Annotated in this window: 22 protein-coding genes and 1 pseudogene; 9 read left to right on the forward strand and 14 right to left on the reverse strand. The window is 58.9% G+C overall.

Features of this window, described 5'->3' with window-relative positions:
* Positions 1-21 precede the first annotated feature (21 nt).
* Both QE453_RS23260 and QE453_RS23265 read right to left on the reverse strand, forming a co-directional pair.
* Complete coding sequence (locus tag QE453_RS23260) at positions 22-678, reverse strand: hypothetical protein (protein WP_309778282.1); 657 nt, start codon at positions 676-678, stop codon at positions 22-24.
* Between the two features lie 101 nt (positions 679-779).
* Positions 780-2,903: a ParB/RepB/Spo0J family partition protein gene (locus tag QE453_RS23265; protein WP_142187746.1), complete on the reverse strand. Its 2,124-nt coding sequence runs from the start codon at positions 2,901-2,903 to the stop codon at positions 780-782.
* Between the two features lie 314 nt (positions 2,904-3,217).
* Between QE453_RS23265 and QE453_RS23270 the strand changes: the two genes are divergently transcribed.
* The 4 genes and pseudogenes from QE453_RS23270 (at position 3,218) to QE453_RS23285 (ending at position 5,481) form a co-directional block, all read left to right on the forward strand.
* The gene (locus QE453_RS23270) at positions 3,218-4,033 is read left to right on the forward strand and encodes a helix-turn-helix domain-containing protein (protein ID WP_142187861.1); all 816 of its coding nucleotides are present in this window, start codon (positions 3,218-3,220) and stop codon (positions 4,031-4,033) included.
* 105 nt (positions 4,034-4,138) lie between these two features.
* On the forward strand, positions 4,139-4,825 hold the full coding sequence (locus QE453_RS23275; protein WP_142187747.1) for a YbhB/YbcL family Raf kinase inhibitor-like protein: 687 nt from the start codon (positions 4,139-4,141) through the stop codon (positions 4,823-4,825).
* Positions 4,822-5,265: pseudogene (locus QE453_RS23280) on the forward strand (MFS transporter); the annotation flags it as partial. The gene QE453_RS23275 and the pseudogene QE453_RS23280, both read left to right, overlap by 4 nt.
* A gap of 6 nt (positions 5,266-5,271) precedes the next feature.
* On the forward strand, positions 5,272-5,481 hold the full coding sequence (locus QE453_RS23285) for a phage holin family protein (RefSeq protein ID WP_286086147.1): 210 nt from the start codon (positions 5,272-5,274) through the stop codon (positions 5,479-5,481).
* A gap of 83 nt (positions 5,482-5,564) precedes the next feature.
* On the opposite strand, the gene QE453_RS23290 is transcribed toward QE453_RS23285, so the two are convergent.
* Positions 5,565-5,888: a BrnA antitoxin family protein gene (locus QE453_RS23290; protein WP_142187748.1), complete on the reverse strand. Its 324-nt coding sequence runs from the start codon at positions 5,886-5,888 to the stop codon at positions 5,565-5,567.
* Complete coding sequence (locus QE453_RS23295) at positions 5,888-6,133, reverse strand: BrnT family toxin (protein ID WP_077986022.1); 246 nt, start codon at positions 6,131-6,133, stop codon at positions 5,888-5,890. Before QE453_RS23295 ends, QE453_RS23290 begins: the two co-directional genes overlap by 1 nt.
* Positions 6,134-6,330: 197 nt before the next feature.
* Between QE453_RS23295 and QE453_RS23300 the strand changes: the two genes are divergently transcribed.
* Entirely contained in the window at positions 6,331-6,915 is a 585-nt protein-coding gene (locus QE453_RS23300) for a DUF3800 domain-containing protein (protein WP_182590859.1), read from the forward strand.
* Here the strand turns inward: QE453_RS23300 and QE453_RS23305 are convergent.
* The 4 genes from QE453_RS23305 to QE453_RS23320 are packed head-to-tail and all read right to left on the reverse strand — an operon-like array spanning position 6,912 to position 12,799.
* Positions 6,912-7,352 carry a hypothetical protein gene (locus QE453_RS23305; protein WP_142187750.1) on the reverse strand — a complete coding sequence of 147 codons (441 nt, stop codon included), beginning with the start codon at positions 7,350-7,352 and terminating at the stop codon, positions 6,912-6,914. The two genes, QE453_RS23300 and QE453_RS23305, sit on opposite strands and share 4 nt — an antisense overlap.
* A complete protein-coding gene (locus QE453_RS23310) occupies positions 7,349-10,606 on the reverse strand; it encodes an error-prone DNA polymerase (protein ID WP_309778285.1) in 3,258 nt (1,085 codons plus the stop codon). The genes QE453_RS23305 and QE453_RS23310 overlap by 4 nt, the downstream gene beginning before the upstream one ends.
* Positions 10,603-12,114 carry a DNA polymerase Y family protein gene (locus tag QE453_RS23315; protein WP_182590861.1) on the reverse strand — a complete coding sequence of 504 codons (1,512 nt, stop codon included), beginning with the start codon at positions 12,112-12,114 and terminating at the stop codon, positions 10,603-10,605. Before QE453_RS23315 ends, QE453_RS23310 begins: the two co-directional genes overlap by 4 nt.
* Entirely contained in the window at positions 12,035-12,799 is a 765-nt protein-coding gene (locus tag QE453_RS23320; protein WP_044460192.1) for an ImuA family protein, read from the reverse strand. Before QE453_RS23320 ends, QE453_RS23315 begins: the two co-directional genes overlap by 80 nt.
* A gap of 675 nt (positions 12,800-13,474) precedes the next feature.
* Between QE453_RS23320 and QE453_RS23325 the strand changes: the two genes are divergently transcribed.
* The 4 genes from QE453_RS23325 to QE453_RS23340 all read left to right on the forward strand — a co-directional run bounded on the left by QE453_RS23325 (position 13,475) and on the right by QE453_RS23340 (position 17,047).
* Positions 13,475-14,440, forward strand: coding sequence for a magnesium and cobalt transport protein CorA (locus tag QE453_RS23325; protein WP_006699058.1), 966 nt, complete (start codon positions 13,475-13,477; stop codon positions 14,438-14,440).
* Between the two features lie 75 nt (positions 14,441-14,515).
* The gene (locus QE453_RS23330; RefSeq protein WP_006699059.1) at positions 14,516-15,472 is read left to right on the forward strand and encodes a DUF808 domain-containing protein; all 957 of its coding nucleotides are present in this window, start codon (positions 14,516-14,518) and stop codon (positions 15,470-15,472) included.
* A 294-nt stretch (positions 15,473-15,766) separates the two neighbouring features.
* Positions 15,767-16,543, forward strand: coding sequence for an SOS response-associated peptidase (locus QE453_RS23335; protein ID WP_309778287.1), 777 nt, complete (start codon positions 15,767-15,769; stop codon positions 16,541-16,543).
* Between the two features lie 90 nt (positions 16,544-16,633).
* Positions 16,634-17,047: a hypothetical protein gene (locus QE453_RS23340; protein ID WP_182591046.1), complete on the forward strand. Its 414-nt coding sequence runs from the start codon at positions 16,634-16,636 to the stop codon at positions 17,045-17,047.
* Between the two features lie 1,385 nt (positions 17,048-18,432).
* Here the strand turns inward: QE453_RS23340 and QE453_RS23345 are convergent.
* The 6 genes from QE453_RS23345 to QE453_RS23370 form a co-directional block, all read right to left on the reverse strand.
* Complete coding sequence (locus tag QE453_RS23345; RefSeq protein WP_182591045.1) at positions 18,433-18,675, reverse strand: hypothetical protein; 243 nt, start codon at positions 18,673-18,675, stop codon at positions 18,433-18,435.
* Between the two features lie 660 nt (positions 18,676-19,335).
* Positions 19,336-20,037, reverse strand: coding sequence for a cytochrome c3 family protein (locus QE453_RS23350; RefSeq protein WP_081859578.1), 702 nt, complete (start codon positions 20,035-20,037; stop codon positions 19,336-19,338).
* Positions 20,034-20,525 (reverse strand): nitrate reductase cytochrome c-type subunit, encoded by a 492-nt coding sequence (locus QE453_RS23355; RefSeq protein ID WP_034499927.1) that lies wholly within the window; start codon positions 20,523-20,525, stop codon positions 20,034-20,036. The genes QE453_RS23350 and QE453_RS23355 overlap by 4 nt, the downstream gene beginning before the upstream one ends.
* Complete coding sequence (napA, locus tag QE453_RS23360) at positions 20,495-22,999, reverse strand: periplasmic nitrate reductase subunit alpha (protein ID WP_182591044.1); 2,505 nt, start codon at positions 22,997-22,999, stop codon at positions 20,495-20,497. Before napA ends, QE453_RS23355 begins: the two co-directional genes overlap by 31 nt.
* Positions 22,974-23,261: a chaperone NapD gene (locus QE453_RS23365; RefSeq protein WP_060724395.1), complete on the reverse strand. Its 288-nt coding sequence runs from the start codon at positions 23,259-23,261 to the stop codon at positions 22,974-22,976. The genes napA and QE453_RS23365 overlap by 26 nt, the downstream gene beginning before the upstream one ends.
* Positions 23,254-23,751, reverse strand: coding sequence for a ferredoxin-type protein NapF (locus QE453_RS23370; RefSeq protein ID WP_309778290.1), 498 nt, complete (start codon positions 23,749-23,751; stop codon positions 23,254-23,256). The genes QE453_RS23365 and QE453_RS23370 overlap by 8 nt, the downstream gene beginning before the upstream one ends.
* Positions 23,752-23,757 lie beyond the last annotated feature (6 nt).

Genomic DNA, 23,757 nt, shown 5'->3' on the forward strand with positions numbered 1-23,757 from the left:
GGGAAGTGGGAAGAGGAAAGATCAATCGGACGTTAGCCGGTGGTGCGCCGATCGGATCGCCGAGAGCGCCGCCTGGAACTCGGCAGTGCCAATGACGTCGGAAAAATCCATCGTAGTGGCGATGGAAAGGCAGGCGGCGTGGACTTCATCGTCGGTCACCGCTTCGGGTGATAGAGCTTTGAAGGCCGGATCGATTTCGAGCAGGGCGGCGATTGCGTCGCGCACGCCAGCCTCCTGAAGCCTGGCCAGGACGTGGGAAGGCGTTGGTCGGGCGACCGGCTCTTCAGGATCTGGTTCTTCGGTGAGAATGGCTTCTCCTCGGGCAATCGCCCAGGCAGATCGAGCTAGCCATTCGAGCGATGGCGGCCGGGCCGAACTGATGTCATCCAACAACATCTTCAACAGTCCGAGCAGGATCTCGAAATGACGCGCCCGGCGCTGGACATTTTCGTCGAACTGCTGCGGGATCTGGAGCGGCGGACCCGCATAGGCCGCATGTGTGCCGTCCCAGATGCCGGTGACATGAACTGGACCGGAGGAGTCGAAGTCCTTCTCGGCGATCTCCCAGCTGTCGTCGTCAATGGCGGCACGGCAGGCCGCCTCCAGCGTGTCGGCCGCGTAGGTGCGGTGCCGGAAGACCGGCAGGTGGTAGGTGGTCTCGATCGTGAAGTCAGGCATAGATGCCTCCTGAAACGGAAAAACCCGGCGCGATGGCCGGGCTGTTTGGAAGAAGACCCGACCGCAACGCGATCGGGTCAGGCTGATGGATGCTGGTGAACCTACTCGGCCGCCGCGAGATGCTCGCCGTCCATGCCACTTTCGGTATCGCCGGTGTCATCGTCCGATGTTTCCGGCTGGTCGAGCAGGAAAGCCGGTAGGTCCTGAGCTTCCCCAGTCTCAGCATGATCGGAACCGACGGTCTCTCTGAGGGCATCGCTTTCGCTGATGCCGTCGTCACTCGTCATGCGAAGCGGTTCCGGTAACCAGCCGCAACCTGTCATCAGTCGTTCGGCCTCGCGGGCCATGTCGGTCTTCTTGAGATGGCCGATCAACTCGGCCGCCTGGTCGCCCTTGGCTTCTCGGACCGCCTGGAGGATGCGCGCCTTGGTGACGCGGCCAAGATAGTTCTCGGCGGTCGGAGTCCAGCCGGCTCTCACGATGTCGAAACCGATCGAGCGAGCCAGTTGATCGGCATGAGCGATCGCCCGGGTCCGCTTGTTCCAGGGTTCGATCACCGCGTTGACCGATAGCGAAGCGCAATGGGCAAAAAGAGCTTGCCGGCTGACCTCGTCGAGCTTGATCAGGAAGTCCCAGAGATCATTCGGATTCTTGGGAAGATCCTGGCCCCAGCCTTCGTGCCGCTGCTCTATCTCTTTCGCCCAGACCGTATCTCCGAGGCCGGGCGTCTGGGCGAAGCGAGCGCTTTGCAGCGTCACCTCCAGGCATGAATCTGAGCCGTAGACGTAGAAGGTCTTCAGGACGAAGGCATGCAGGACCGCAATGAAGGCGATGACAGGATCGTTTGCGAGCGCGTTGCGCAAAGCGACCGTGCGCGCCGCCGTCAGATCGAGAACCATGCGGTCGGGAAGTGGCTTGATCGCTTCGTCCTCGTCGTCTGGTTGGGTGTCCTCGCCACCGGCGGCGCCTCTTACCGAGAGTTCATTGCCACGATCGTCACGATCGTGACCGACATCACTCGAGAGATCGGCTTCACTCTTCAGTTCGTCCTCGGGCCGCACGAAGCCTCGCTCGATCTTGAGCTCGCCACTGGCGCCGAGCGACACAAAGACACCGCCGTGGGCGATCTCTTGCGGATCGAACAGATATGGGCGATCGTTGAGCCGGTCGAGCTCTGCGCCGAGCTCGTCCAGCTTTTGTTCGGTCGTTTCCGAGAACTCATCTGCCTCCGAATATTCCGCGTCGAGCTTGTCGTATTCGGCACGCGTGGCATCATAGCGCGCCAGTTCGTCTTCCGTCATTTCCGCCTGCTCGCCGTAGAAGCGGCGCAGGCCGGACGTGTGACCGTAGGGAAAGTCGAAAGCCGCCTCCACCCACTTCCAGCCTTCGCTCACGCGGATCGCCTCGGCGTCGGCCTTCAGCTTTTCCATCACGAGCTGCTCGAGCAGCGCCGGATCCTGCAGCCAGCCGCCCTGATCCTGGTCGAACAGATCGCGCATGGTGACGCCGCCCGCGGCCTCGTAGGATTCGATGCCGACATAGACTGCGCGGCGGTCGCTGGCGCGGATCGCGGTCTCCGTCAGTAATCGGCGGATATAATAAGGTTCACGGCTATGGGAGCGGGAGACCGTATCCCAGACCTGCTCCTGGCGAACATGGTCGTTGGTGATCGAGAAGGCCATGATCTGTTCGAGCGTCATCTCGTCCTCCGCATAAAGATCGAGAAGCCGTGGTGAGACGGAGGCGAGCCGCAGCCGCTGCTTGACGGTGGTAACCGAGACGAAGAAGCGCGCGGCAATCTCCTCCTCGCCGAGACCCTGGTCGCCCAAGGTCTGGAAAGCGCGGAACTGATCGAGCGGATGAAGGCTGACGCGCTGGACGTTTTCGGCAAGGGAGTCCTCGACTTCAAGCGTTTCGCCCTTGCTGACGATGCAGGGAACGCCTGCCGTCTTGGATAAACGCTTCTGCGCAACCAGGCGCTCGAGGGCGCGATACCGGCGCCCGCCGGCGGGAATGCGGTAGATGCCAGTCTCGTTGCCATCGCCGTCGAGTTCGGGGCGGACGTTGAGGCTGGTGAGCAGACCGCGATGGGCGATGTCTTCCGCCAGGTCCTCAATCGAGATGCCCGCTTTGATCTTGCGGACGTTCTGCTGGCTGAGCACCAGCTTGTTGAAGGGAATATCCCGGGCTGCACTAAGGGTGATTTTCTGGGTGGCTTGTGCCATATCAGTTTCTCCATGGCGGACCGGCCGGAACCATCTCCAGCCTCCTAACCCGCCACAAATCCCACTTCCCTCCTCTCCCTCTATGCCGCCCGCCTGGAGCTCGCCGTACCTCACGCTCATCACCTGACTGATAAGGCCGTTTTAACCCGACTTCCCGGAACTGTCTGGGCGCCGGCGAGAATTCATGGTCGATGAGCTCATTCAGTCCGTCGATAATATCAGCGGGCCGAACCGACAGGACGCCTTGCGGACTTGGCACCGCCGCCCAGGTGGTCCAGACTGTTCCGGCAAACAAATTGCAGGAAGCCGTTGCAGTGCCCGAGGCTCATCACGACATGTTGGAAAAGCTGCGCCGCCTGGCGGCGAAGGATCGCCGCCCGACCGTCGCGCCCGACGGGATCGGCAGCTATTCCACGCTTTTTACCTTTGTCACGCGCGAACGCGAACGCATCGCTGGCTCGGCCTTTTCACAGGTTTCGATCGTCACCATCCTGGAAGGGTCAAAGGAAGTCGTGAGCATGGGACGGCAGCGACGCTTTTCGGCCGGCACGGCCCTCGTGCTGCCAGCCGGTTGGCGCGGCGATGTCGTCAATGATCCCGATCCGCAGACTGGTGTCTATCGGGCGATCTTCATCGCCTTCCCAAACGAGTTGACACGGCGGGCAGCGAAGGCTTTTCCACCTTGCCGGATCGCTTGCCAGACAGAGTTGACGCTCGACCCGTTACTGGCCGCGGCCATCAACCACGCCGGCCAGGGCATCGCCAACGGCAATGTGCCGGTCCCTCTGCTCGAGCACCGCCTTCTCGAAATCCTGATGGTGCTCGCGGTACGCGGCGCCCTGCCCGGTTTGCCGGAAACGACCGCCGAGGCGGTGCGAGCGCTGGTGCGCTGGCAGCCGGATCGCGCCTGGACCGCCGATCTGATCGCCGAGGAGCTCGGCACGAGCAACGCCACGCTGCGTCGCCGCCTGTCACGCGAGGGTGCTTCCCTGCGAGATGTTGTGGCGAGCGAACGGGTGGCCCTCGCAAAGACCCTCCTTGCAGAAGACGGGCTGTCGCTGCGGGAAGCCGCGCTCGCCACAGGCTATCGCTCGCCGCGCCGCTTCACCGATCGGCTTCGCAGCGCGTGAGCGTTTGCAGCTCCATATTGAGCGTTTTCGTGCACCGCCAGCCGGTACGACTTTGTTAGACCATGCCCTTGCAGCTCACCGAAGCAAACGCGAAAGGGCAACATCATGAAATCCATGCTCATACTTCTGAACGTCACCGTCGTCGCAGCAATCATCGCCACCCCGGCCCTGTCGGCCGATCTCAAGGTGACGTTTTCAAAGAGCAATGGCCCGATGCTGTCGCCGGAAAATGCCTCCTGCATTTCGACATCGTCCAGCAAGTCAGTACCCGGCCCCAACAAGAGCCTTGCCGTCTCCTGGTCGAATGGCCCCAGGGGCACGCGATCCTATGCGTTGACGATGGTCGACCCGGACGTACCCGCTGATTTCTCGCTGTTCAACAGGGCGGATAAAATCATCCCGGAGGATTTCAGGCGGATGGAATTCGTTCACTGGGTGCTGGCCGATATTCCTCCATCGCGCACGAGCCTTGGTGAAGGCACGGACGGAAACGGTCCGTCCGCCAATGGCCTGCCGCTCGAGCGCACGGCCCATGGGCGGCGCGGGCAGAACGGCACCGGCGGCGGCAACCTGGAGGATGGACCACATGGTGGTTATGTGGGCCCGTGCCCGCCGTGGAACGACGAGCGTGTCCACAGCTACCACGTTACGGTCTATGCGCTCGATGTCGACCGGCTGAACCTTCCCGATCTCTTCACCAGCGCCGATCTCATCGCTGCCGCGAAGGAGCATATCTTGGCATCGGGCAGCAGGGACCTGTTTTACACATTGAATGCAAATGCTGGGAAATGACCGGGACGAGATGGGATGCCGAAGCGCGGGCCGAGCCGGAAACCGCGCATTGGATGCGAAATCTGATTGTTTGCCTCGTTGGCTCGTTCACGACGATCGTGGCGATGACGCTCCTGCTCCCCTTCCTGCCGCTCTATGTCGAGGAGCTCGGCGTCAGCGACAAGGCCGCGATCGTGCAGTGGTCGGGCATCGCCTATGGCGCCACCTTCTTTGCCGCCGCGTTCGTAGCGCCGCTCTGGGGACGGCTTGGCGATATTTATGGCCGAAAGCTGATGCTGATCCGCACCAGCCTCGGCATGACAGTTGCCATCTCGCTAATGTGCGTGGCGGGCAATGTCTGGCAGCTGGTGGCGGCGCAAACGCCGAAGCATCGCTCCGCCTGGGCGCTGGGCACGCTATCCGCCGGCGCCTTCACCACCATTATTGCCTCCCTGTTTGGTCGCTTCATGTGGCACGGCAACGAGGCGCGGAAAGGTCGCCGTAAGTTCTTCGGCATTGAACTGTTTTGGGAACTGCCTGTCGCTCTCGGCATGGCAGTCATCGGCGAAAGTGCCGCCGCCTATGCCGATCTTGGTCAGCCTGCCTCAACCGGGCTGATTGCGCTTTTGGCCTATCTCGGGCCGCGTGGTGTCGAAGCGCTCTTCCATATGGTTTGACCGACGCATGGCCGGTTGATCAACTCTGTTAGTATCGTCAAAGCCGTCCGGTTCGCGCCGGGCGGCTTTTTGCGTTTCGGTCGTCAGCGAAGGCCAGATAGCTTTCGCAAATCGCTATTGATGCGTGATTGCCATCCCTTGCCCATCGCCTTGTAATGCTCCACCAAATCAGGGTCGAGACGGATAGTAACCGGCGTTTTAGGTGCGTCCGCCTTCGGCCTACCACGGCGCGCAATCTCCCGGTCGATGCTCTTGGCAAGGTCGGGAAATGCTTCGCCAAAGGGCTTGGCTTGCGCCATCTCTTCATCCGTGGCTTCGGGCGCGTCGGGGTCCGACGCAATCATCCGCTGAATTTCCACCTCTTCCTTCTCAGTGAGGGGGCGTTTCGAAGAAAACTTTACGGGCATTAGAGCCTCCTTTCCTTGGCGCTGGCTGGCCGCATGGAAATGACGGACAGAGCCTGCGAACCTAACGGGCGAAACACCACTGCGATGATGATGCGGCCCTGAAACTCACCTACGGCCATGAAGCGGTTTTCCTTGGCAGGAAGGACAATAGAGCCCGCAAAAAACTCAATCGTCAAATCGGCAAAATCGAGACCGTGTTTCTCGAGATTCGTCAGCCGTTTCGTTTCGTCATAAGTGATTTTCATAATCTGTACGTACAATAATTACGCGGCCCGCGCAAGCTTTTTGTACGTACACAATATACAATCTAGCTCGTGCCGTTTCGTGCGGCAATCATCCGCCGCCGCAGCCAAGACACGGTAAGAGTGGCTCCATGGATATGATCGGCCGGAGTTTGCCGTAGCGAGGCTGTAACGCGCACCCGTCCAGCATACCCACGCGTTTGCAGCACCAGGACGGAAAAATATTTTATTACGGCAGAGAAAAGATAAGAGATACCGATGTTGTGAATGCAAATGGTCTTTACACAACCGTATTTTCGCATGCAATACGGCAGATCGATGCTTATTGTGAGAGCATCGGACAGAACTTCGTTTTGATCGTTGACGAGCATTCTGCTCGGAAAGAACTATTGGAGACTGCCGCTAAAACTATGTACGGGAATGCTCCGACGCGGAAGCTTTTGAGTCCGCCATTTGAAGTTGAGAGTTACCTTAATCAGAACATGCAGGCTGCAGATTGGATTGCCACTATCGTAGGGCGCCTGTGGTCGTACCGCATCTGCACTGATGATTACAAAATGCTTGAGCCCTATGAAAAATACTACTGGCAGAGGCTGCATGCAGTTACGACGCATAGCACAGTCATGACCCGGCCCAAGAAGTCTGCGCCAACATTTTCAGGATCGAAAGGAAAAATCGGCTCCTTAGGTGCCGTTTTGCAACAGGCAATTATTCAAAAAGAAACATTGGTCGTAGCGGAAAAAACCACGGTCGTAGTGCAAGATTCTCTGCCTAGGAAGGTCTAGATCAACCGAGCGCGCACCATTGTTTGCTCGTTGATGTGAAGTTTAGGCGAATCGTTGTTCGATGAACTGACGAAGTTTGGCATGGGCCTGACCATTTCGATCTGCCATCCCCCTAGAGTAACAATCTCGTTCCGCGTCGTCTGTCGTGAGCTTAGTGGTACAACAACAGTCAGGGCGGCAGGCATTCGACACTTTTTAAAGAAGCGTAATGGTTGCGTGGAAAAAAAGAAGTCCAGACGGCGACCAAGCCGCTGATTTCGTTTAGAATCAGCGGCCCGTACGGAGGCCGCCATCGCTTTGCGCCAGGATCGTTTACAGGTGTCCATGGGCGGCGTTGGCATCGCAGGCGTCGAGCTTGCAAGCAGGTTTTCAGGCACAAACGCCGCAGCCGATAGCCGGGTTTGTTCGCAGGAAATTTTCGCGCGGCAATAATTCATTGAAAATTCCGGCTCTTCACCTTGAGCGTTTCGATATGGAGATCAGGCACGAACATGTCGCGCGGGACAACGGGCTTCGGCCGATCGCGTGAATCCGGCCCGCCGCCTCCGTGGGCAAACTCATCGCCGCGACCAGCCGGCAGCCTGAACTCCGTATCTCGATCGGCAAGGCCAACCAGATCGCCTGAGAGATCGAAGAGTTGCTGGGCGACGAGATGGACGACCTCCCCTTCCCGCTGAATCCGTCCGTTGATCGCCATCATCGAAGATCCCAGCACGATGCGCCTGCGTTTCTCGAACAGGGTGGGCCAGACAACGACGTTGGCCGGTCCGGTCTCGTCCTCGATGGTGATGAACATCACACCCTTGGCCGATCCCGGCTTTTGCCGCACAAGAACAAGGCCAGCCGTATAAACCCAACGCCCATCCCGCGCATTCATTGCCTCAGCACAGGTGATGATGTTGCGTGCCGACAGGTCCTTGCGCAGAAAGGCGACCGGATGCTGGCGCAAAGTCAGCCCGATGTGGCTGTAGTCCTCGATGACATTATGGCCGTCCGTCATTTGCCGAAGCGCCACCTCTGGCTCCTGCTGCTCGGCAATCGCCGTCGCCTCGCGTTCGGCTGCGGCTGCAAACAACGGCAAGGGCTCGTCGCGCAGCGCCTTGATCGCCCAGAGCGCAGCGCGTCGTTCGAGTTTCAGCGATGGCAGAAAGGCGTCGGCCTCCGCGAGTTGAACAAGCGCTTCGGTCGGCACGCTGGATCGGCGCCACATGTCATCGACTGAGGCGAACGGGTTGTTCATGCGCGCTGCAACGATCCGTGCGGCGTCCGCGACAGCCAGCCCTTTCACCTGCCGAAACCCGAGGCGCACAGCATGACGATCGCTGCCTCCAATCCTTTCCAGCGTGCAGTCCCATCGCGAGCGGTTGACGCAGACCGGCCGCACCTCGACGCCATGCTTGATCGCGTCCCCGACGATCTGGGCCGGAGCATAAAATCCCATTGGCTGGCTGTTGAGAAGGGCTGCACAAAAGACGTCGGGGTAATGGCACTTGATGTAGTTCGAAGCGTAGGCAATCAACGCAAAGGAGGCCGCATGACTTTCCGGAAAGCCGTATGAGCCAAAGCCCTCCAGCTGCGAAAAGGTCTTTTCGGCGAACTCGGCCGAATATCCGTTCTTGACCATGCCTGACACCAGCTTGTCCTTGAAGCGCGAGACGCCGCCGGTGAACTTGAAGGTCGCCATGGATTTGCGTAGCTGGTCGGCCTCACCGCCGGTAAAGCCGGCACAGACCATGGCAACACGCATGGCGCTCTCCTGAAACAGCGGCACACCAAGTGTCTTGCCGAGCACTGCCTCCAGCTCAGGGGTCGGATATTCGACCGGTTCCTTGCCTTCGCGACGACGGAGATAGGGATGCACCATGTCACCCTGGATTGGACCCGGCCGCACGATCGCCACCTGCACGACGAGATCGTAGAAGGTGCGCGGTTTTAACCGCGGCAGCATCGCCATCTGCGCGCGGCTTTCGATCTGGAACGTGCCGAGCGTATCGGCCTTGCGGATCATCGCATAGGTTGCGGCATCCTCTTGGCTGATTTTCGACAGATCGAGATCCTCGCCCTTGTGTTCGCGGATCAGATCGAAGGCCTTGGCCATGCAGGTGAGCATCCCGAGCGCCAACACGTCCACCTTCATGAACTTCAGTGCCTCGACATCGTCCTTGTCCCATTCGATGATCTGCCGGTCTTTCATCGTCGCCGGCTCGATCGGCACGAGATCGTCCAGCCGGTCATGGGTAAGAACAAAACCGCCGGGGTGCTGCCCCAGATGCCGCGGAGCACCCATCAGCTGCTGCGCGAGTTTCAGGGTGAGCGCTAAGCGCCGGTCGTCGGGGTTGAGATTGAGCTCACGGATGTTTCTGTCGGGTACTTCTTCCGACCACGACCACATGCCTGACGATAGCGCCTTGATGACATCCTCCGGCAAGCCAAGTGCCTTACCGACATCGCGGATCGCGCCCTTGGCGCGGTACCGCGTAACGGTGGCGCAGAGGGCCGCCTTATCCTTGGTGTAGGTCTTGTAGATCCACTGGATGACCTCCTCGCGCCGTTCATGCTCAAAGTCGACATCAATGTCCGGCGGCTCGTCGCGCTCCTGACTGACGAAACGCTCGAAGAGCAGATCATTGGTCGAGGGATCGATTGAGGTGATGCCGAGAATATAGCAAACAGCACTGTTGGCTGCCGATCCCCTTCCCTGACAGAGAATGCCTTGGCTTCTGGCAAAGCGCACGATCGAAAACACCGTCAGGAAGTAAGGGGCGTATTTCATGGTGCGGATGAGATCGAGCTCGTGGCGTACGGTCTTCAACACATCCGGCGGCAGACCTTCCGGGTACCGGTCCGGCGCACATTCCCAGACATAATGCTCGAGCGATCCTTGAGCATCCTTGCCCGGAACGATGGCTTCCTCCGGGTACTGATAGGTCAGCTCCTCAAGCGAGAACTTGCAGCGATGCACGATTTCCAGGGTTCGCGCGAGTGCTTGCGCGTAGCGCGGAAACAGGCGTGCCATTTCCTCCGGTGGCTTGAGGTAGCGGTCGGCGTGGCGTTCGCGCTCGAAACCGACATCGTCGATCGTGGTGTTGTGCCGGATACAGGTAACGATGTCCTGCAATTGCCGCCGGCCCGGCTCATGAAACAGCACATCATTGGTGACGACGGTTCTGACCTTGAACCGAGCCGCCATGTTGGAAATCTCATGCAGCCGCAGCTGGTCGTTCGGTCGCCGACGCAGACAGAGAGAGACGTAAGCGCGATCACCAAACACCTCAGCCATTTTTCGAAGCTGGATCGCGCAAAGATCATCCGGCAGATCCGGCACCAGAATGCCGATCATCCCCTCGGAGTAAGCGACGATATCGTCCCAGTGCAGGATGCAGTTGTTCTTGCCGCCGCGCGATTTGCCCAGCGTGATGAGGCGAGTGAGGCGCGAATAGGCGGATCGGTCCATGGGATAGACCAACACAGACATCCCATCCGCGAGATCGAGCCGACAGCCGACGACCAGGCGCAAACCGGTGGCGCGAGATGCTTCCAGGGCGCGGACGATCCCGGCCAGCGAATTGCGATCGACGACGCCGAGTGCTTCGATGCCCAGCTGTTTCGCCGTCTCGAACAATTCCTGTGCAGAGGAGGCGCCGCGCAGAAAGGAAAAGTGGGTCGTGACCTGGAGCTCGGCGTAGCTCATGCGAAGATCCCGTGGCAGAACCAGCGATGGGACCCGGTCTCGGGATCCACTCCGTCGCCGGAGCGGAACACCCACAAGCGCTCGCCTGCCTCGTCCTCGATGACAAAGTAGTCCCGTACCGCGTCCATTTCGGCGTCGCGCTGCCACCACTCCCCGAAGATGCGTTCCGGGCCGTCGGCGCGTTTGACCTTACGGCGCTTGCCGCGCCAGACGATGGAAACAGGCGGCCGGTCCGGCATCAGCGCAATCGCCTCGATCAGTTCGGGTCGTGGCAAAAGCCGGACTGGACGGCGCCAATGGCTCACCCAGGCAACAGGGATCGGTTCAGCAACGGGACTGATCCGCCGGACGGAACGTTCCGGCACATCGGATGCAACCGGCGCGACGCGATAGACCCGCTGGCCCCGATTTCCATAGATATCGATGAGCGGTGTCACATCGGTGATGTCATCCTCGACCAGAGCAGAGACTTTCTGCGCCTCCTCCAATGGCTCTACCATGACGGCGACAAGGGTGAGCCTCTCGATCCCGAAACCCGGCTCGATCTTTTCCGTCCGGTCCCGAAACAGTTTCGTCAGCCAGGCAACGTCGCGGGCAGGTTTGGCAGTGCCTGCGCGAATGGCTTGTCTGGTGCCGTCGACCTTCTCGACGATCAGGTCGGCGCGGCGCACCCCAAGGCCGCGCTTCTGAAGCTCATCGACCAGTTGGACGACGAGGCGGCCGACATATTTGTTGATCGTTTCGGCAGCGCCAATCGGTTCAGCGAAGGCTTTCGAAACCTCGACCAGCTCAGGCGTGCGGATCGGCTCGATAGGCTCGGCGATGCGACAGAGCATCTGATCGAGACGGCGCCCAACCTCCGGTCCAAAGCGCAACGTCAGCGGCGCGCGCGGGGTATTGGCAAGCTCCCCGATCGTCTGAAATCCGAGAATGCGGAGATCGCTGACAATCTTTGCCGGCAGACGCAGGAGCGATATCGGCAGCTTTTCAACGGCCCGCACTGTCTCACCCGGCGGAATGACGATCGTCTCGCGGTTGATGGCGCGGGCGCAGGCATGGGCTGCACCCCAGCTATCGGCGACCGCCACGCGGGCAGTCAGCTTCCTGCCCAGAAACTGGTTGGCGATCTTTGTCACCATTGGCAGCTCGCCGCCCTGCAGGTGGTCGGCGCCTTCGGTATCCATCACGATGCCATCGTTCCCGTCGACGGCAACGATTGGTGAATAGATCGTCAGTGCCCACAGTGTGATGCGTTCGAGAGCTACCCGATCGGCTTCGATATCGGCGTCGACCATCATCAGGCCATGAAACAGCGACTGCGCCTTTGCCGCCGGCATGCCGACATGCACGCCTGCCGCCCTGGCAGCCAGGTCGGCAGCCGAAACCCATCGCTTCGACCCGCTTCTTGCGATCACGGCAATTGGCTGTTCAGGCGAAATGGAGGGATCCGCCCGCCGAATACGATCCGTCGGCAGATCCGGAAGATAGATCGAGACGACCCTTGTCATCACACGCCCTCACGAGAAACTCAGCACACTCACCCGCTTTCACGCGCATCAATTCAAGAAACCATTGAGGCCTGCCCACCCCCGGTACCGGCAGCTCTTCCGATGGCATCACACTGACCCGCCATCTGGTTGTTGACGCCGTCGGCTGGCCAAAATCATTCGCCTCGGTCTGCCGTCGCCATCGCCGGACGGCAAGAGCCATCGTCCCGGTTCGCTCGGCGGCTAGCTGCAATCGGCGGGAACTGACCATCGGCAGGCGGACAAGTTCGCCGACGACCGCCCCGAGACCGCCGAACGACAGTCCCTCCTCCATATTGGCCAGAACATCCTCTTCCCTGTCGGACTCGACAAAAATAACGCGGTCAGGATGGAGACCGACCTGGGCAAGCGCCGGAAAAAACAGATCCGGTCGCGTCAGACACCAGATGACCGGGCCTCTGGTTCGCGCGGCAATGCCCGCCACAAAAAGCGCTGCTGCTGCGCCATCGACCGTACCGGATCCTCCGCCCGCAAACTCATGCAGGGCTCCATAGGCAAGCCCGCCGCCAGGCAAGGCCGCATCGATCTTTGGGACACCGAAGGCGAGCGTTCCGGCCCGCTTCGCGGCTGCGCCCTCCATCGAGGCGATGCGGTCACGCAAGTCACAGATCAGATCTGTTACCCCCTTGGGGCGGGCAGCAGTCATCGTTCACGGCTCCCTTCAAGGTCGTGTTCAAAGGATCGACATCATGTCGTACGGGCTATCTGTTCATTGTTTGTTCCTATAGTGCAAAAGAGTCAAGCACTACAAAGTTGAGGAATATTATCCCAATATTAGCAAGATCGAAGATTCGAAAAAGATTCAAGCACGTAGGAAGCAAAAGAATTTTTTTGGCATGTGCCTATTGTCGACCCCACGCGGTATTGTCGCGGCGACGGACATGGTTGTCGCCAGTGCGAAAAGTGCACGTTGCGGCGATTACATTGGCGTTGGGTACAGCGCGATGTCCCCGGATTTCTCTTTTTCAACGGGTTCTGCGGGCAACGAAACGCGATCCTGCGGATCTCGAACCGGAAGACCTTGCGGGGCGCGACCCGTCTCACGTCGTTTAGGGGACTGAACGAAGCTGACATTGGCCGTACTCCATCGCTGTCGAAACGTCTCGTTAAAGTGCCTGTTCCGCATCGAGATCAGTTTGAAGCCGGTTTCCCTTTAACGAACTTCAGATTTGCAGCAGCGTTTCCCTGCTTCGATGCAGTAGCAAAGTGGCTGATGACGCCCTATGGACACAGTCCTGGCATTTAGACTTTGCGTCGCCCTCTTGCCACGGCTGTAGCTGGGTGCCACATCGCAAGCCATTGCCATTAGAGAGCGACCTTCATGACAGTTATAGCCTCTTACATCTATCGGCTCGGCGAGCGCACTGAGAAACTCCCCTTGACGGGCGACCCGTTCCAAGAGACCGACGGCGAATTTGCCTGGATCGGCATTGCCGACCCGACACCCGATGAAATGGCATGCCTCAAGTCGATGTTCGATCTGCATCCGTTGGCGGTAGAAGATGCCCTCAATGGCAAACAGGTGCCCAAAGTCGAAGTCTATGGCGACCAGCTGTTCGTCATCATCAAGACCGCCCATCTCGAAGGAGACAAGATTGCCTATGGCGAGACCTGTATTTTTGTCGGCCGGCACCATGTGATCTCCGTTCGTCATGGTTCCGCGCGCTCACACAGGGAGTTACGGGAACAGCTCGAACAGTCTCCACAACTCCTGGATCACGGGCCCGACTATGTCCTGCACGGTATCATCGACTTCGTGGTAGACGGCTATCTTCCGATGGTCGAGGCTCTGGAGGACAAGGTGCTCGAGATGGAAAAGCATATGCTGATCTCCTTTCTCGAACGCGAGCAGATCAGACGGCTTTTTCGCATGCGCCGACAGGTCATCCGGTTTCAGCGCATCCTCGGCCCGATGGCCGAGGTCGTGGGCAAGCTGACAAACCTCGAACTGCCCTGTATCGACGACAATGCCAAGGCCTATTTCCGGGATGTGCTCGACCACGTTCGGCGCGTCGAGTTCATGATGTCAGGTCTGCGAGAAATCATCACCTCCGTGTTCGAAGCCTCAAACCTTCTGGAACAGCAGCGTCAGGGAACAATCACCCGGCAGCTTGCTGCCTGGGCCGCGATTCTCGCCGTGCCTACGGCGATAGCTGGCATTTATGGAATGAATTTTGAGCATATGCCGGAGCTGAAATCGGAATATGGCTATTATGTCGTAATCGGTGTCATTCTTACACTTTGCGCTATCCTGTATTCCAGTTTCAAAAAAACAGGGTGGCTGTAGTGTAATCCCGTCTCTCAAGACTATCGAGCGCACAGCCTAAAATCGCATCGCACTGAAGCCGTAAAGGAGTTGGATTTGGCCACTGGACTGATCGCATTGCTTGACGACGTTGCAGCCATCGCGAAGGCGGCAGCTGCCTCGTTGGACGACATCGCAACGCAGACAGCGAAAGCCAGCGTGAAGGCGGCGGGCGTTGTGATCGACGATACTGCCGTTACTCCGACCTATGTTATCGGCCTGGCTCCTGCACGTGAGCTTCCGATTATCGGAAAGATTGCGCTCGGATCGCTGAAAAACAAGCTGATCTTTCTCCTGCCGATCTGTCTTGTGCTTGGATATTTTGCTCCATGGCTCATTACCCCCCTGCTCATGATCGGCGGAATTTATCTGTCCTTTGAAGGCGCGGAGAAGCTTCACGAGGCCTTCTTTCCTCACGTCACGAAGCACGATCAGGCTCAGAACGCGGCGCTCGACGCGGCGGATCTCGAAAACCGCAAAGTTTCCGGCGCGATCCGGACCGACTTTATCCTCTCAGCCGAGATCATGGCGCTTACGCTTGCCGGGGTTTCGACATTGAGCATCTATTCGCAAGCCGCGGTGCTGGCAACCGTCGGCATCCTGATCACCGCTGCAGTATATGGTGTCGTGGCCATCATCGTCAAAGCAGACGATGTGGGACTGCACCTGGCAAAGGCAGGAAGCCCTTTAGCAAGCAAAGTCGGAGCGGGCCTCGTGAAAGGCGTGCCCGTGCTTTTGAAGACATTGGCTATCGTCGGGACTGCGGCAATGCTGTGGGTAGGTGGAAGCATCATCGTGCACAGTCTGGCGGGGCTTGGATTGCATCAACCAGAGCATCTGATTGAAACGTTTGCATCTAATATCGAACACACAGTGGCGGTTCTTCCGCAAATCACCAAGTGGCTGGCCACCTCTTTGGCCCAGGCAATCATCGGCATTGCGACAGGCGCAATTGCAATCCTGCTCCTGTCTATCTGGAAGCAACTCATTCCTGGCGACACCAGGACCAGCTAGCGTTCCGTCGCTGGTTTCATAGAACCAGGTGCGGTGGATTACGCACGTGTCGCTGCTATGGTCGTTCTGGATGGACCGACCTTGCCAGACTTGACGGAGGCGCAAGGGCCTTCCGCATTGGGTTATGTCCGGCGCCACAGTGGCCGCACTTGTGGACGGCTTACGACAAAAGTGCGACGGGCTCCTACCAGGTATGGGGGAACGGCATGACAATACCCGCGTTTATATGCTCCACTAGTGAAGCGCACGTGATGCGGTGAACACATTGCATCCGGACCAAGGGGAACTGCCAGCATGTGCAACCTTTATCGGATGGAAGACAAGGACGGGGTCTCGAAGTGGGCCCAGGACGCCGAAAGCCTGATCAACCTGATGCCGGCCTATCAGATGAACCCCGACCAGATGGGGCCGATCGTCCGAAACACGACGGACGGCAAGAAGCAGCTGGTTCATGCACGATGGGGCCTGCCCTCGCCGATTTTTGTGCAGAAGAAAGCTGCGGAAGCGAGAGCGGGAAAACTGAAGGCCAAAGGTCAGGCCGTCGATATGGATGAACTCATCCGCATGGAACCGGACCGTGGCGTGACGAATGTGCGCAAACTCAATCTCCCTCACTGGACGCGATGGTTCGGCGTCGAGCACAGGTGCCTTGTTCCGGTCACAAGCTTTGCCGAACCGGATCCGATGAGCAAACAGGAGGGTGGCAATGTGCCCAACGCCTGGTTTGCCCGTGATGATGCGAAATCGCTGATGTTCTTTGCCGGCGTCCACGTGCCGCAATGGAAAAGCGTCCGCAAGGTCAGGGATGGGCTCACAACCGACGACCTATACGGTTTCCTGACGACCGATCCGAATGACCTCGTCAAGCCAATCCATGAAAAGGCCATGCCGGTCCTGCTGCTGACGAGGGAAGAAACCGAAGTCTGGATGCGGGCTCCGTGGAATGAGGCAAAGGAGCTCGCCCGCCCGCTACCGAATGGCGCGCTGATCATTTCGTCACGCGAACCGTACGGATCAACGATCGTTTCGCAAAGTGGAGAACCGGTGGAGGAGCAAGGACGCCTTTTATAATCGGCGGCCATTACCTCACCACTGCCTGGGCCACAGCCCTGTCGTGAGGAGACTAAACCCGCCGAACTGTTCGGAGAGAGGAGAAGGAAGATGCATATCCACCCTTACATTCTCGAAAATCATGGTGTCTATCCCAAGAGATTTCTGGAGGATGGTCAATTCTTCGGCGTGCGGAAATCCACTCACGATAATCTCGACCAAAGGCTGGTCGCCGAAGTCGACCGGGAATCCGACCTGACTGCCTATTCCGGATATGTCGCCATGGAACTCTGGGCAGATGATGACGACATTCCGACGGGAGCGAGGATTGAGATATTGTTCAGCGACCGGAAAGGCATCGCCGCCCTCCTCTATGACCATCCCAACATATCCGATGCTTTCATTGAGTGGGTATTCTGCACCTCACCCGCCGATGCCTTGACTGAATGGAAGAAGAAGGTCCGCTGGCCGCTGATGGAAACATCGAGAGGGCCAGTCGATATAATCGGAGATGCCCATCAATGAACGTTGAGAGCAGTAAGGCCGGCAAGGGCATTCATGAGAACCAGTGGTGCAAGCATACCGGCTGCAAGCGCCGCAATAACCTCAATTGAGGATCGAATTTTTAGGAACAAATCATCACAGCGACGGTTGGGTAGGCGGATGGTCTTTCCCCCGTCCATGCGCTTGCAGCCTGTCATGGTTGCACACCTTCGAACCCTCCGCTCTGGAGGGTTTCCTTTTGCTCACATCGCAAGCAAGTTATGCCTTCAAAAGCGGTTCAGACCGCCAGCGACGGCCTGCTACAGGGCTGCAACTCCGTATCCTTGAAATCTAATCGCTCGACTCTTCCACGAGACGTGTTACACTTTTTGCATTGTCGCCAACCGAATACATAGGCGGTGGCACCTGAGGGTTACTACGTGCTCCCGCCTATATCGTGTGGAGGACGGCTGCGTGCCCAAACCATCCAATTTCCAGGAATGTCCACTTCGACGCCTCCTTTTTCGCTGGGCCGCGCGGTTTACCGCTGACGAGCGGATGCAGAGCCGGCTTGTTGAAAAAACGATAGGCGAGGTCATCCGGGATTTTCCGGGCGCCGATCCCGACTCCAGGATCGATGTAGAGTTACTCGCGACATTGCGAGGCGTCGCTTTGCGGGAATTCACTACTCATCCTCGCCCAGGCATTGAGCGTCGTTCCGACAACGATCGATTGTCGAGCGACTGTCAGTGATAGCGGACGACGTTCCGGGTGGACCGAAAAGCGCATCGGCTAATTGCGAAGCTCCGCGCTATCGCCGGTCATAGAGTTAACCGCAGTCGTTCGATTTGGCCCGGTTCGCGAAAACGAACGGCATTTTGACGTCTCTCCAGTACAATCGACACATTCAGTAGTGTCTGATCGTGGATCTCCACGTCAACGATTGCGGCGTCAACGTCCCACTCCAGTAACGGACTGAGCACGCATCGTGTTGATCGAACCGAGCCCAGGACGATGGCTGCTGCTGCCTGCAGCCGCTGACGGCACGCAAATGTGTGTATAAGGCGCTGCTCTACGATGAACAGCTTCCCACGAAACGCTCGCAACACGGGCATATCCTCAGGTGGCTCGAGGCGGAGCGTGGCTCGGGTATGGGGAACGCCTCGCGACTGTTTGCATGAGGCAGTATTAATTATGCGCGCGTTCTGCCGAGCCTCCAGGGCAGACGCTGCCAGCCTCGGCCCATCGCCGCCTCGCGCCGGCATGGTTGCCGATTTGGAAACTGCAAGCCGCCCAGGGCCAGCCGGAGAGCTTGGCAGGGATGACCCAGTGCGAGCTTCGGGCCACGTCTCCAAAGCCGGGACGACGAACGCCTGACAAAATCGATAAAAGTAGGTCCAAAGTTAGCCGCAACTCCGACCTTGAACCTATTCGGCCGCGATACTGCTTTTATCCAGCAACGCGATGAAGGCTTCTCGGAGGTTTTGGCAACGATAAAGCAAATCGGCCTTTTCATGTTTCAGCCGCCGCAAGAGAGCCAACTCCTTGTCGCTGGCGTCGTTCGACATAGCACGAAGTCGAAGGTCGGTTTCGATTTCTCGAACCGCCACTTCACACGCTGCAATCTCCTTAAGGAGCCGATCCCAGTGTTTCTCCAGCACAAAGCTCACGTCGTTGGTCCAACCCGATCGGGATTTTCACCAACTGTTAACATAACCGAAGAGACCTTGGAGCGGCGATTTTATGTATGGTTAACACCACGGCAAAATTCCGAAGTGCGGCTAACCCGGGCTCCGTCAGATTAGTCTTGGCGGAGACCCGTTGGAAATTCATGGATTGCCGTCTCTCTCGAAAATTCGCGAACCGCATGTGCTTGTCCAGCAAGTACCCACGCCGACCTTACGCAAAGCGGCGTTACCAGGATTTCATGCGAAGAACCATGTTCATCAGCGATGTCCTGATAAACGGTTGTTACTGCCCTCGATTTTGCTTGTGAGAAATCCGGTAAAACGAACTGGTCTCGCCTGCGCATGAGCTGGATATCACTATTATGGATATATCGCCTCGATGGTGAGCCGAATGCCGCTACCGTCCTCCTGAAAGACGATTATTTTTTCAAGACGATTGCACCCGACCTCGAGCAGATCAGCACGGGTTCCGGGCCATAGTTCGCGCAGCTTCCCTCCTGGCGGAGGATTTCCGGTTTAACGATCGTCACCGGTGTCCTGTTCGAACGGATCGCGCATGACCGCACGGCCCGGCTGCCTCATAGGCTTCGACGCCCGCACAGACGGCGCGGCGATCGAAGGCTCTCTTTGGAACCAGGGGGCCTAGAATACGTTGCGGTGCACATCGCTCATCGCCCGCCGCAGATCATCGATCGCAGATGCCGTCTGTCCTGGTTCATCGTTGAGGGCCGGCGGCATTTTCCAACCCGGGTCGATGCCCTCCATGTTCGGCAGTTCATGGGCGATGCCCTTGTGGCAGTCGATGCAGGTGGCCTTGCCCGTCAGCAGATATTTGGAATGGATATCGGCGGCGCGCTGTGTCTGTTTGGTAAAGTCCATGGCGACGGAGGAGTGGCAGTTGCGGCATTCCAGACTGTCATTGGCCTTGAGGCGCGACCATTCGTGCTGGGCAAGTTCCAGCCGCTTGTCTAGAAACTTCTTGCGGGTGTCGATTGTGCCAAAAATCTTGCCCCAGACTTCCTTGGAGGCCTGCATTTTGCGGGCGATCTTGTCGGTCCATTCATGCGGCACGTGGCAATCGGGACAGGAGGCGCGCACGCCGGAACGGTTGGAGAAATGCACCGTTCGAGTCAGCTCCTCATACACATTGGCACGCATCTCGTGGCAGGAAATGCAGAAGGCTTCCTTGTTGGTCATCTCGAGCGCGGTGTTAAAGGCGCCCCAGAACATCACGCCACCGACGAAGCCGCCTAGCGTCAGGAAGGCGAGGCTGAGCGTGCCAGCCGGCGTCGTCAGAACCGCCCATAACCAGGCGAGAAGTTTCTTCACACGGGTAATCATCATTCGCTACCCGCCGGTTTGACGCCCATCGTGCTCATGTCCTCAAACGTGCTGGGCACAAGCGGTCGGGTATCAGCCTGCGGGACATGGCAGGCGGTGCAGAAATAACGGCGTGGCGAAACGTCCGCCAGCATCTGGCCTTCGCGCGTCATATAGTGGGTGACGCTGATCATCGGCGCGCCGGAATCCTGCGTGAACTCGCGTTTGTGACAGGAAAGACAGCGGTTGGCATTGACCGAAAGCTGGTAACCGTCGATCGAATGCGGGATGACCGGCGGCTGCTCCGGGTAAGCGCGCATGCGTCTAAAATCGTCGACCACCCATTTCGGCAGGGGTTTGGCGGGTTCGGTCTGCATGGCGTCACCGCGTGGGCCGGACAATTCCGGCACCATCTGCGCAACGGCCCCCGTCGCCAACGCCACGACCAGAAGCGTGGCGGCGATCCATCCGTGTTTCCTGATCATGCGACTGGCTCTATCTTGACTGCGCATTTCTTGAAATCCGTCTGCTTGGAGATGGGATCGGTTGCGTCGAGCGTGACCTTGTTGATGAGCTGGCTGGCATCGAACCAGGGAACGAAGATGACGCCTGGCGGCATGCGGTTGCGGCCGCGCGTTTCCACCCGGGAACGTATTTCACCGCGGCGCGACACGATGCGGATTTCTGCGCCCTGATTGAGGCCGCGCTTTCGCGCATCGTCGGCATTCATGAAACAGCGGGCGCCCGGGAACGCCTTGTAGAGTTCCGGCACACGCATGGTCATCGAACCGGAATGCCAATGCTCCAGCACGCGGCCCGTCACCAGCCAGGTATCGAACTCCGCATCCGGGGATTCCGCCGGCGGTTCGTAAGGCACGGCAATGATGACCGCCTTGCCGTCCTTGTTGCCGTAGAATTTCACGCCTTCGCCCGGCTTTACATAAGGGTCGTAACCCTCTCGGTAACGCCACAGCGTTTCCTTTCCGTCCACCACCGGCCAGCGCATGCCGCGCACCTCGTGATAGGCATCATAGGGCGCCAGATCATGGCCGTGGCCCCGCCCGAAGGCGGCATATTCCTCAAAGAGACCCTTCTGGAGATAGAATCCGAAGTGTTTTGCTTCCTGGTTTTCGTATTCAGCGTTGATCTCGCTCAGCGGGAACTTGCCGACATCACTGTCCTTGAAGAGCACCTCGTACAGCGTCTTTCCGCGATAGGCGGGATTGGCTTCCAGTATCTCCGCCGGCCACACCTCATCCGTGGTGAAGCGCTTGGAGAATTCCACCAGCTGCCAGAGATCGGAACGCGCCTCACCCGAGGCCTCGACAAGCTGGTGCCAGACATGGGTGCGCCGCTCGGCATTGCCATAGGCTCCCTCCTTTTCCACCCACATGGCGGCGGGCAGGATGAGGTCGGCGCTCATAGCCGTGATGGTCGGATAGGCATCGGAAACAACGATGAAGTTTTCCGGGTTGCGATATCCCTGATAGGTCTCGTTCTTGGTGTTGGGACCTGCCTGTACGTTGTTATTGACCTGCACCCAGTAGAAATTCAGCTTGCCGTCATGCAGCATGCGGTCCTGCTGCACGGCGTGGTAACCCGGCTTTTCCGGGATGATGCCGTGCGGGATGCGCCAGATTTCTTCGGCATGTTTGCGGTGCTCAGGGTTGGTCACCGTCATGTCGGCAGGCAGGCGGTGGGCGAAGGTTCCCACCTCACGCGCCGTGCCGCAGGCCGAGGGCTGGCCGGTGAGCGAGAACGGGCTGTTGCCCGGCTCGGAAATCTTCCCCGTCAGCAGATGGATGTTATAGACCATCTGGTTGGCCCAGACGCCGCGAACATGCTGGTTGAAACCCATGGTCCAGAGCGACATGACCTTGCGTTTCGGGTCGGCATAAAGCTCGGCCAGCTCCTCCAGAAAACCGGCTTCAACGCCGGTCATGGCTGCGGTCTTTTCCAGCGTGTACTCGGAGACGAATTCCTTGAAGGTTTCGAAATCGATCGCTTCGGTCTTGGTCGGATCCACGGAATTGACGGCATTCATCTCCACCGGATTGTCGGGCCGCAGGCCATAACCGATATCGGTGACGCCGCGCACGAATTTCGTGTGGTTCCTCACGAAGTCTTCGTTAACGCGCCCGGTCTTGATGATGTGGTTGGCGATGTAATTGAGGATGACGAGATCGGTGCCCGGCTTGAAGACCATCGGGATGTCGGCAAGGTCCATGCTGCGATGGGTGAAGGTCGAAAGCACCGCCACCTTCACATGGTCGAAACCCAGACGCCGGTCGGCGATACGCGTCCATAAAATGGGATGCATTTCCGCCATGTTCGAGCCCCAGAGAACGAAGGCATCGGCATGTTCGAAATCGTCGTAACAGCCCATCGGCTCATCCATGCCAAAGGTGCGCATGAAGGCATAGGCAGCAGACGCCATGCAGTGACGAGCATTGGGATCGAGATTGTTGGAGCGGAAGCCGGCACGCATCAGCTTGGTTGCGGCGTAACCTTCGAAGATCGTCCATTGGCCGGAGCCGAACATGCCGACGGCCGTCGGTCCCTTCTCCTTCAACACCCGCTTGCACTGCGCGGCCATGACGTCGAAGGCCTCGTCCCAGCTCACAGGCTCGAACTCGCCATCCTTGGCGTAAACGCCGTTTCTCTTGCGCAGAAGCGGGGTCTGCAGGCGGTCCTTGCCATACATGATCTTGGACAGGAAATAGCCCTTGATGCAGTTGAGGCCGCGATTGACCTCCGCCTGCATGTCGCCATGGGTGGCGACAACCTTGCCTTCCTTGACGCCGACCATGACGCCGCAGCCCGTGCCGCAGAAACGACAGGGCGCCTTGGACCACTTGATCTGCAATGCGGAAACCCCGCCTGGCACCGGCTGGGCGGCGGCCGGCAGCGCAATGCCCGCCGTTGCCGCCGCAATGCCGGCGGCATGGGCTTTCAATAGATCACGCCGCGTCAGTTCGCTGCTCATCGCCGCTTGTCTCCTCTGTGTCGACGTGTTCGAAAACCATGTTGGCGGCAATCACACCGTCGAGTGTCGAAATATAAGTGAGCGTATCGCCCAGCATGCCGGTGCTCGTGCCGTCTATGACGATGACGATCTTGCCGTTGCCCTCGCCATGAACCTCGACATTGTCGAGCGTTAAAAGCGTTGCCAGCACGGCGTCCCGCATCTGCGGCATCACCGCCACCACGGCGCTTGAAACATGATACCGGCCTGTATTTTCAGGCATATTGCATCTCCGTGGCTTCCTTGATCTCGATCACGCTGGCCGGGCAGACGGACACGCAGGCCCCGCAGCCGGTGCAGGCTTGTTCGATAAGTTCAGGCACGAAGGGCCCGCCGCGGCGGGGACGAAACCGGATGGCCTCGGTCGGGCAGGCATCGCGGCAGGCCTGACAATCGATATTGCCGAAGGCGAGACACCCCTCACCGATCGCCGTGACGTGACCGAAGCGCTGTGCCGTGGGGGCAGCAAAGACCGGCTCGGGACAGGCCTCAGCACATTTGCCGCAAAAGGTGCATTCCCCGGCGGAGAAATCCACGCAAGGCAAACCGTCCGCCATGGCGATGATGCCGGTAGGACAGGCCTCGACGCATTTTGCGCAACCGCTGCACGCGGCGAGGTCGCTCAACGCGACCCCGGGGGGACAGATGCGTGGTCTATTTTTTTGCCCGCCGCGCAGGAAATCGCGCCGGCTGAGAGAGACTTCCATCATCATCTCGCC

It is taken from the genome of Agrobacterium sp. SORGH_AS_0440 (genome assembly GCF_031453135.1).
In the GTDB taxonomy this organism is placed as follows: domain Bacteria; phylum Pseudomonadota; class Alphaproteobacteria; order Rhizobiales; family Rhizobiaceae; genus Agrobacterium; species Agrobacterium pusense.

What these genes read in the sequence shown, in the direction of transcription:
- QE453_RS23350 (WP_081859578.1), bottom strand. Translation starts at nt 20,037, where the DNA reads ATGATGATTACCCGTGTGAAGAAACTTCTCGCCTGGTTATGGGCGGTT.
- QE453_RS23260 (WP_309778282.1), bottom strand. Translation starts at nt 678, where the DNA reads ATGCCTGACTTCACGATCGAGACCACCTACCACCTGCCGGTCTTCCGG.
- QE453_RS23290 (WP_142187748.1), bottom strand. Translation starts at nt 5,888, where the DNA reads ATGCCCGTAAAGTTTTCTTCGAAACGCCCCCTCACTGAGAAGGAAGAG.
- napA (WP_182591044.1), bottom strand. Translation starts at nt 22,999, where the DNA reads ATGAGCAGCGAACTGACGCGGCGTGATCTATTGAAAGCCCATGCCGCC.
- QE453_RS23355 (WP_034499927.1), bottom strand. Translation starts at nt 20,525, where the DNA reads ATGCGCAGTCAAGATAGAGCCAGTCGCATGATCAGGAAACACGGATGG.
- QE453_RS23305 (WP_142187750.1), bottom strand. Translation starts at nt 7,352, where the DNA reads ATGAATTATTGCCGCGCGAAAATTTCCTGCGAACAAACCCGGCTATCG.
- QE453_RS23265 (WP_142187746.1), bottom strand. Translation starts at nt 2,903, where the DNA reads ATGGCACAAGCCACCCAGAAAATCACCCTTAGTGCAGCCCGGGATATT.
- QE453_RS23295 (WP_077986022.1), bottom strand. Translation starts at nt 6,133, where the DNA reads ATGAAAATCACTTATGACGAAACGAAACGGCTGACGAATCTCGAGAAA.
- QE453_RS23340 (WP_182591046.1), top strand. Translation starts at nt 16,634, where the DNA reads ATGCATATCCACCCTTACATTCTCGAAAATCATGGTGTCTATCCCAAG.
- QE453_RS23325 (WP_006699058.1), top strand. Translation starts at nt 13,475, where the DNA reads ATGACAGTTATAGCCTCTTACATCTATCGGCTCGGCGAGCGCACTGAG.
- QE453_RS23320 (WP_044460192.1), bottom strand. Translation starts at nt 12,799, where the DNA reads ATGACTGCTGCCCGCCCCAAGGGGGTAACAGATCTGATCTGTGACTTG.
- QE453_RS23285 (WP_286086147.1), top strand. Translation starts at nt 5,272, where the DNA reads ATGTGGCACGGCAACGAGGCGCGGAAAGGTCGCCGTAAGTTCTTCGGC.
- QE453_RS23310 (WP_309778285.1), bottom strand. Translation starts at nt 10,606, where the DNA reads ATGAGCTACGCCGAGCTCCAGGTCACGACCCACTTTTCCTTTCTGCGC.
- QE453_RS23365 (WP_060724395.1), bottom strand. Translation starts at nt 23,261, where the DNA reads ATGCCTGAAAATACAGGCCGGTATCATGTTTCAAGCGCCGTGGTGGCG.
- QE453_RS23315 (WP_182590861.1), bottom strand. Translation starts at nt 12,114, where the DNA reads ATGACAAGGGTCGTCTCGATCTATCTTCCGGATCTGCCGACGGATCGT.
- QE453_RS23370 (WP_309778290.1), bottom strand. Translation starts at nt 23,751, where the DNA reads ATGATGATGGAAGTCTCTCTCAGCCGGCGCGATTTCCTGCGCGGCGGG.
- QE453_RS23275 (WP_142187747.1), top strand. Translation starts at nt 4,139, where the DNA reads ATGAAATCCATGCTCATACTTCTGAACGTCACCGTCGTCGCAGCAATC.
- QE453_RS23335 (WP_309778287.1), top strand. Translation starts at nt 15,767, where the DNA reads ATGTGCAACCTTTATCGGATGGAAGACAAGGACGGGGTCTCGAAGTGG.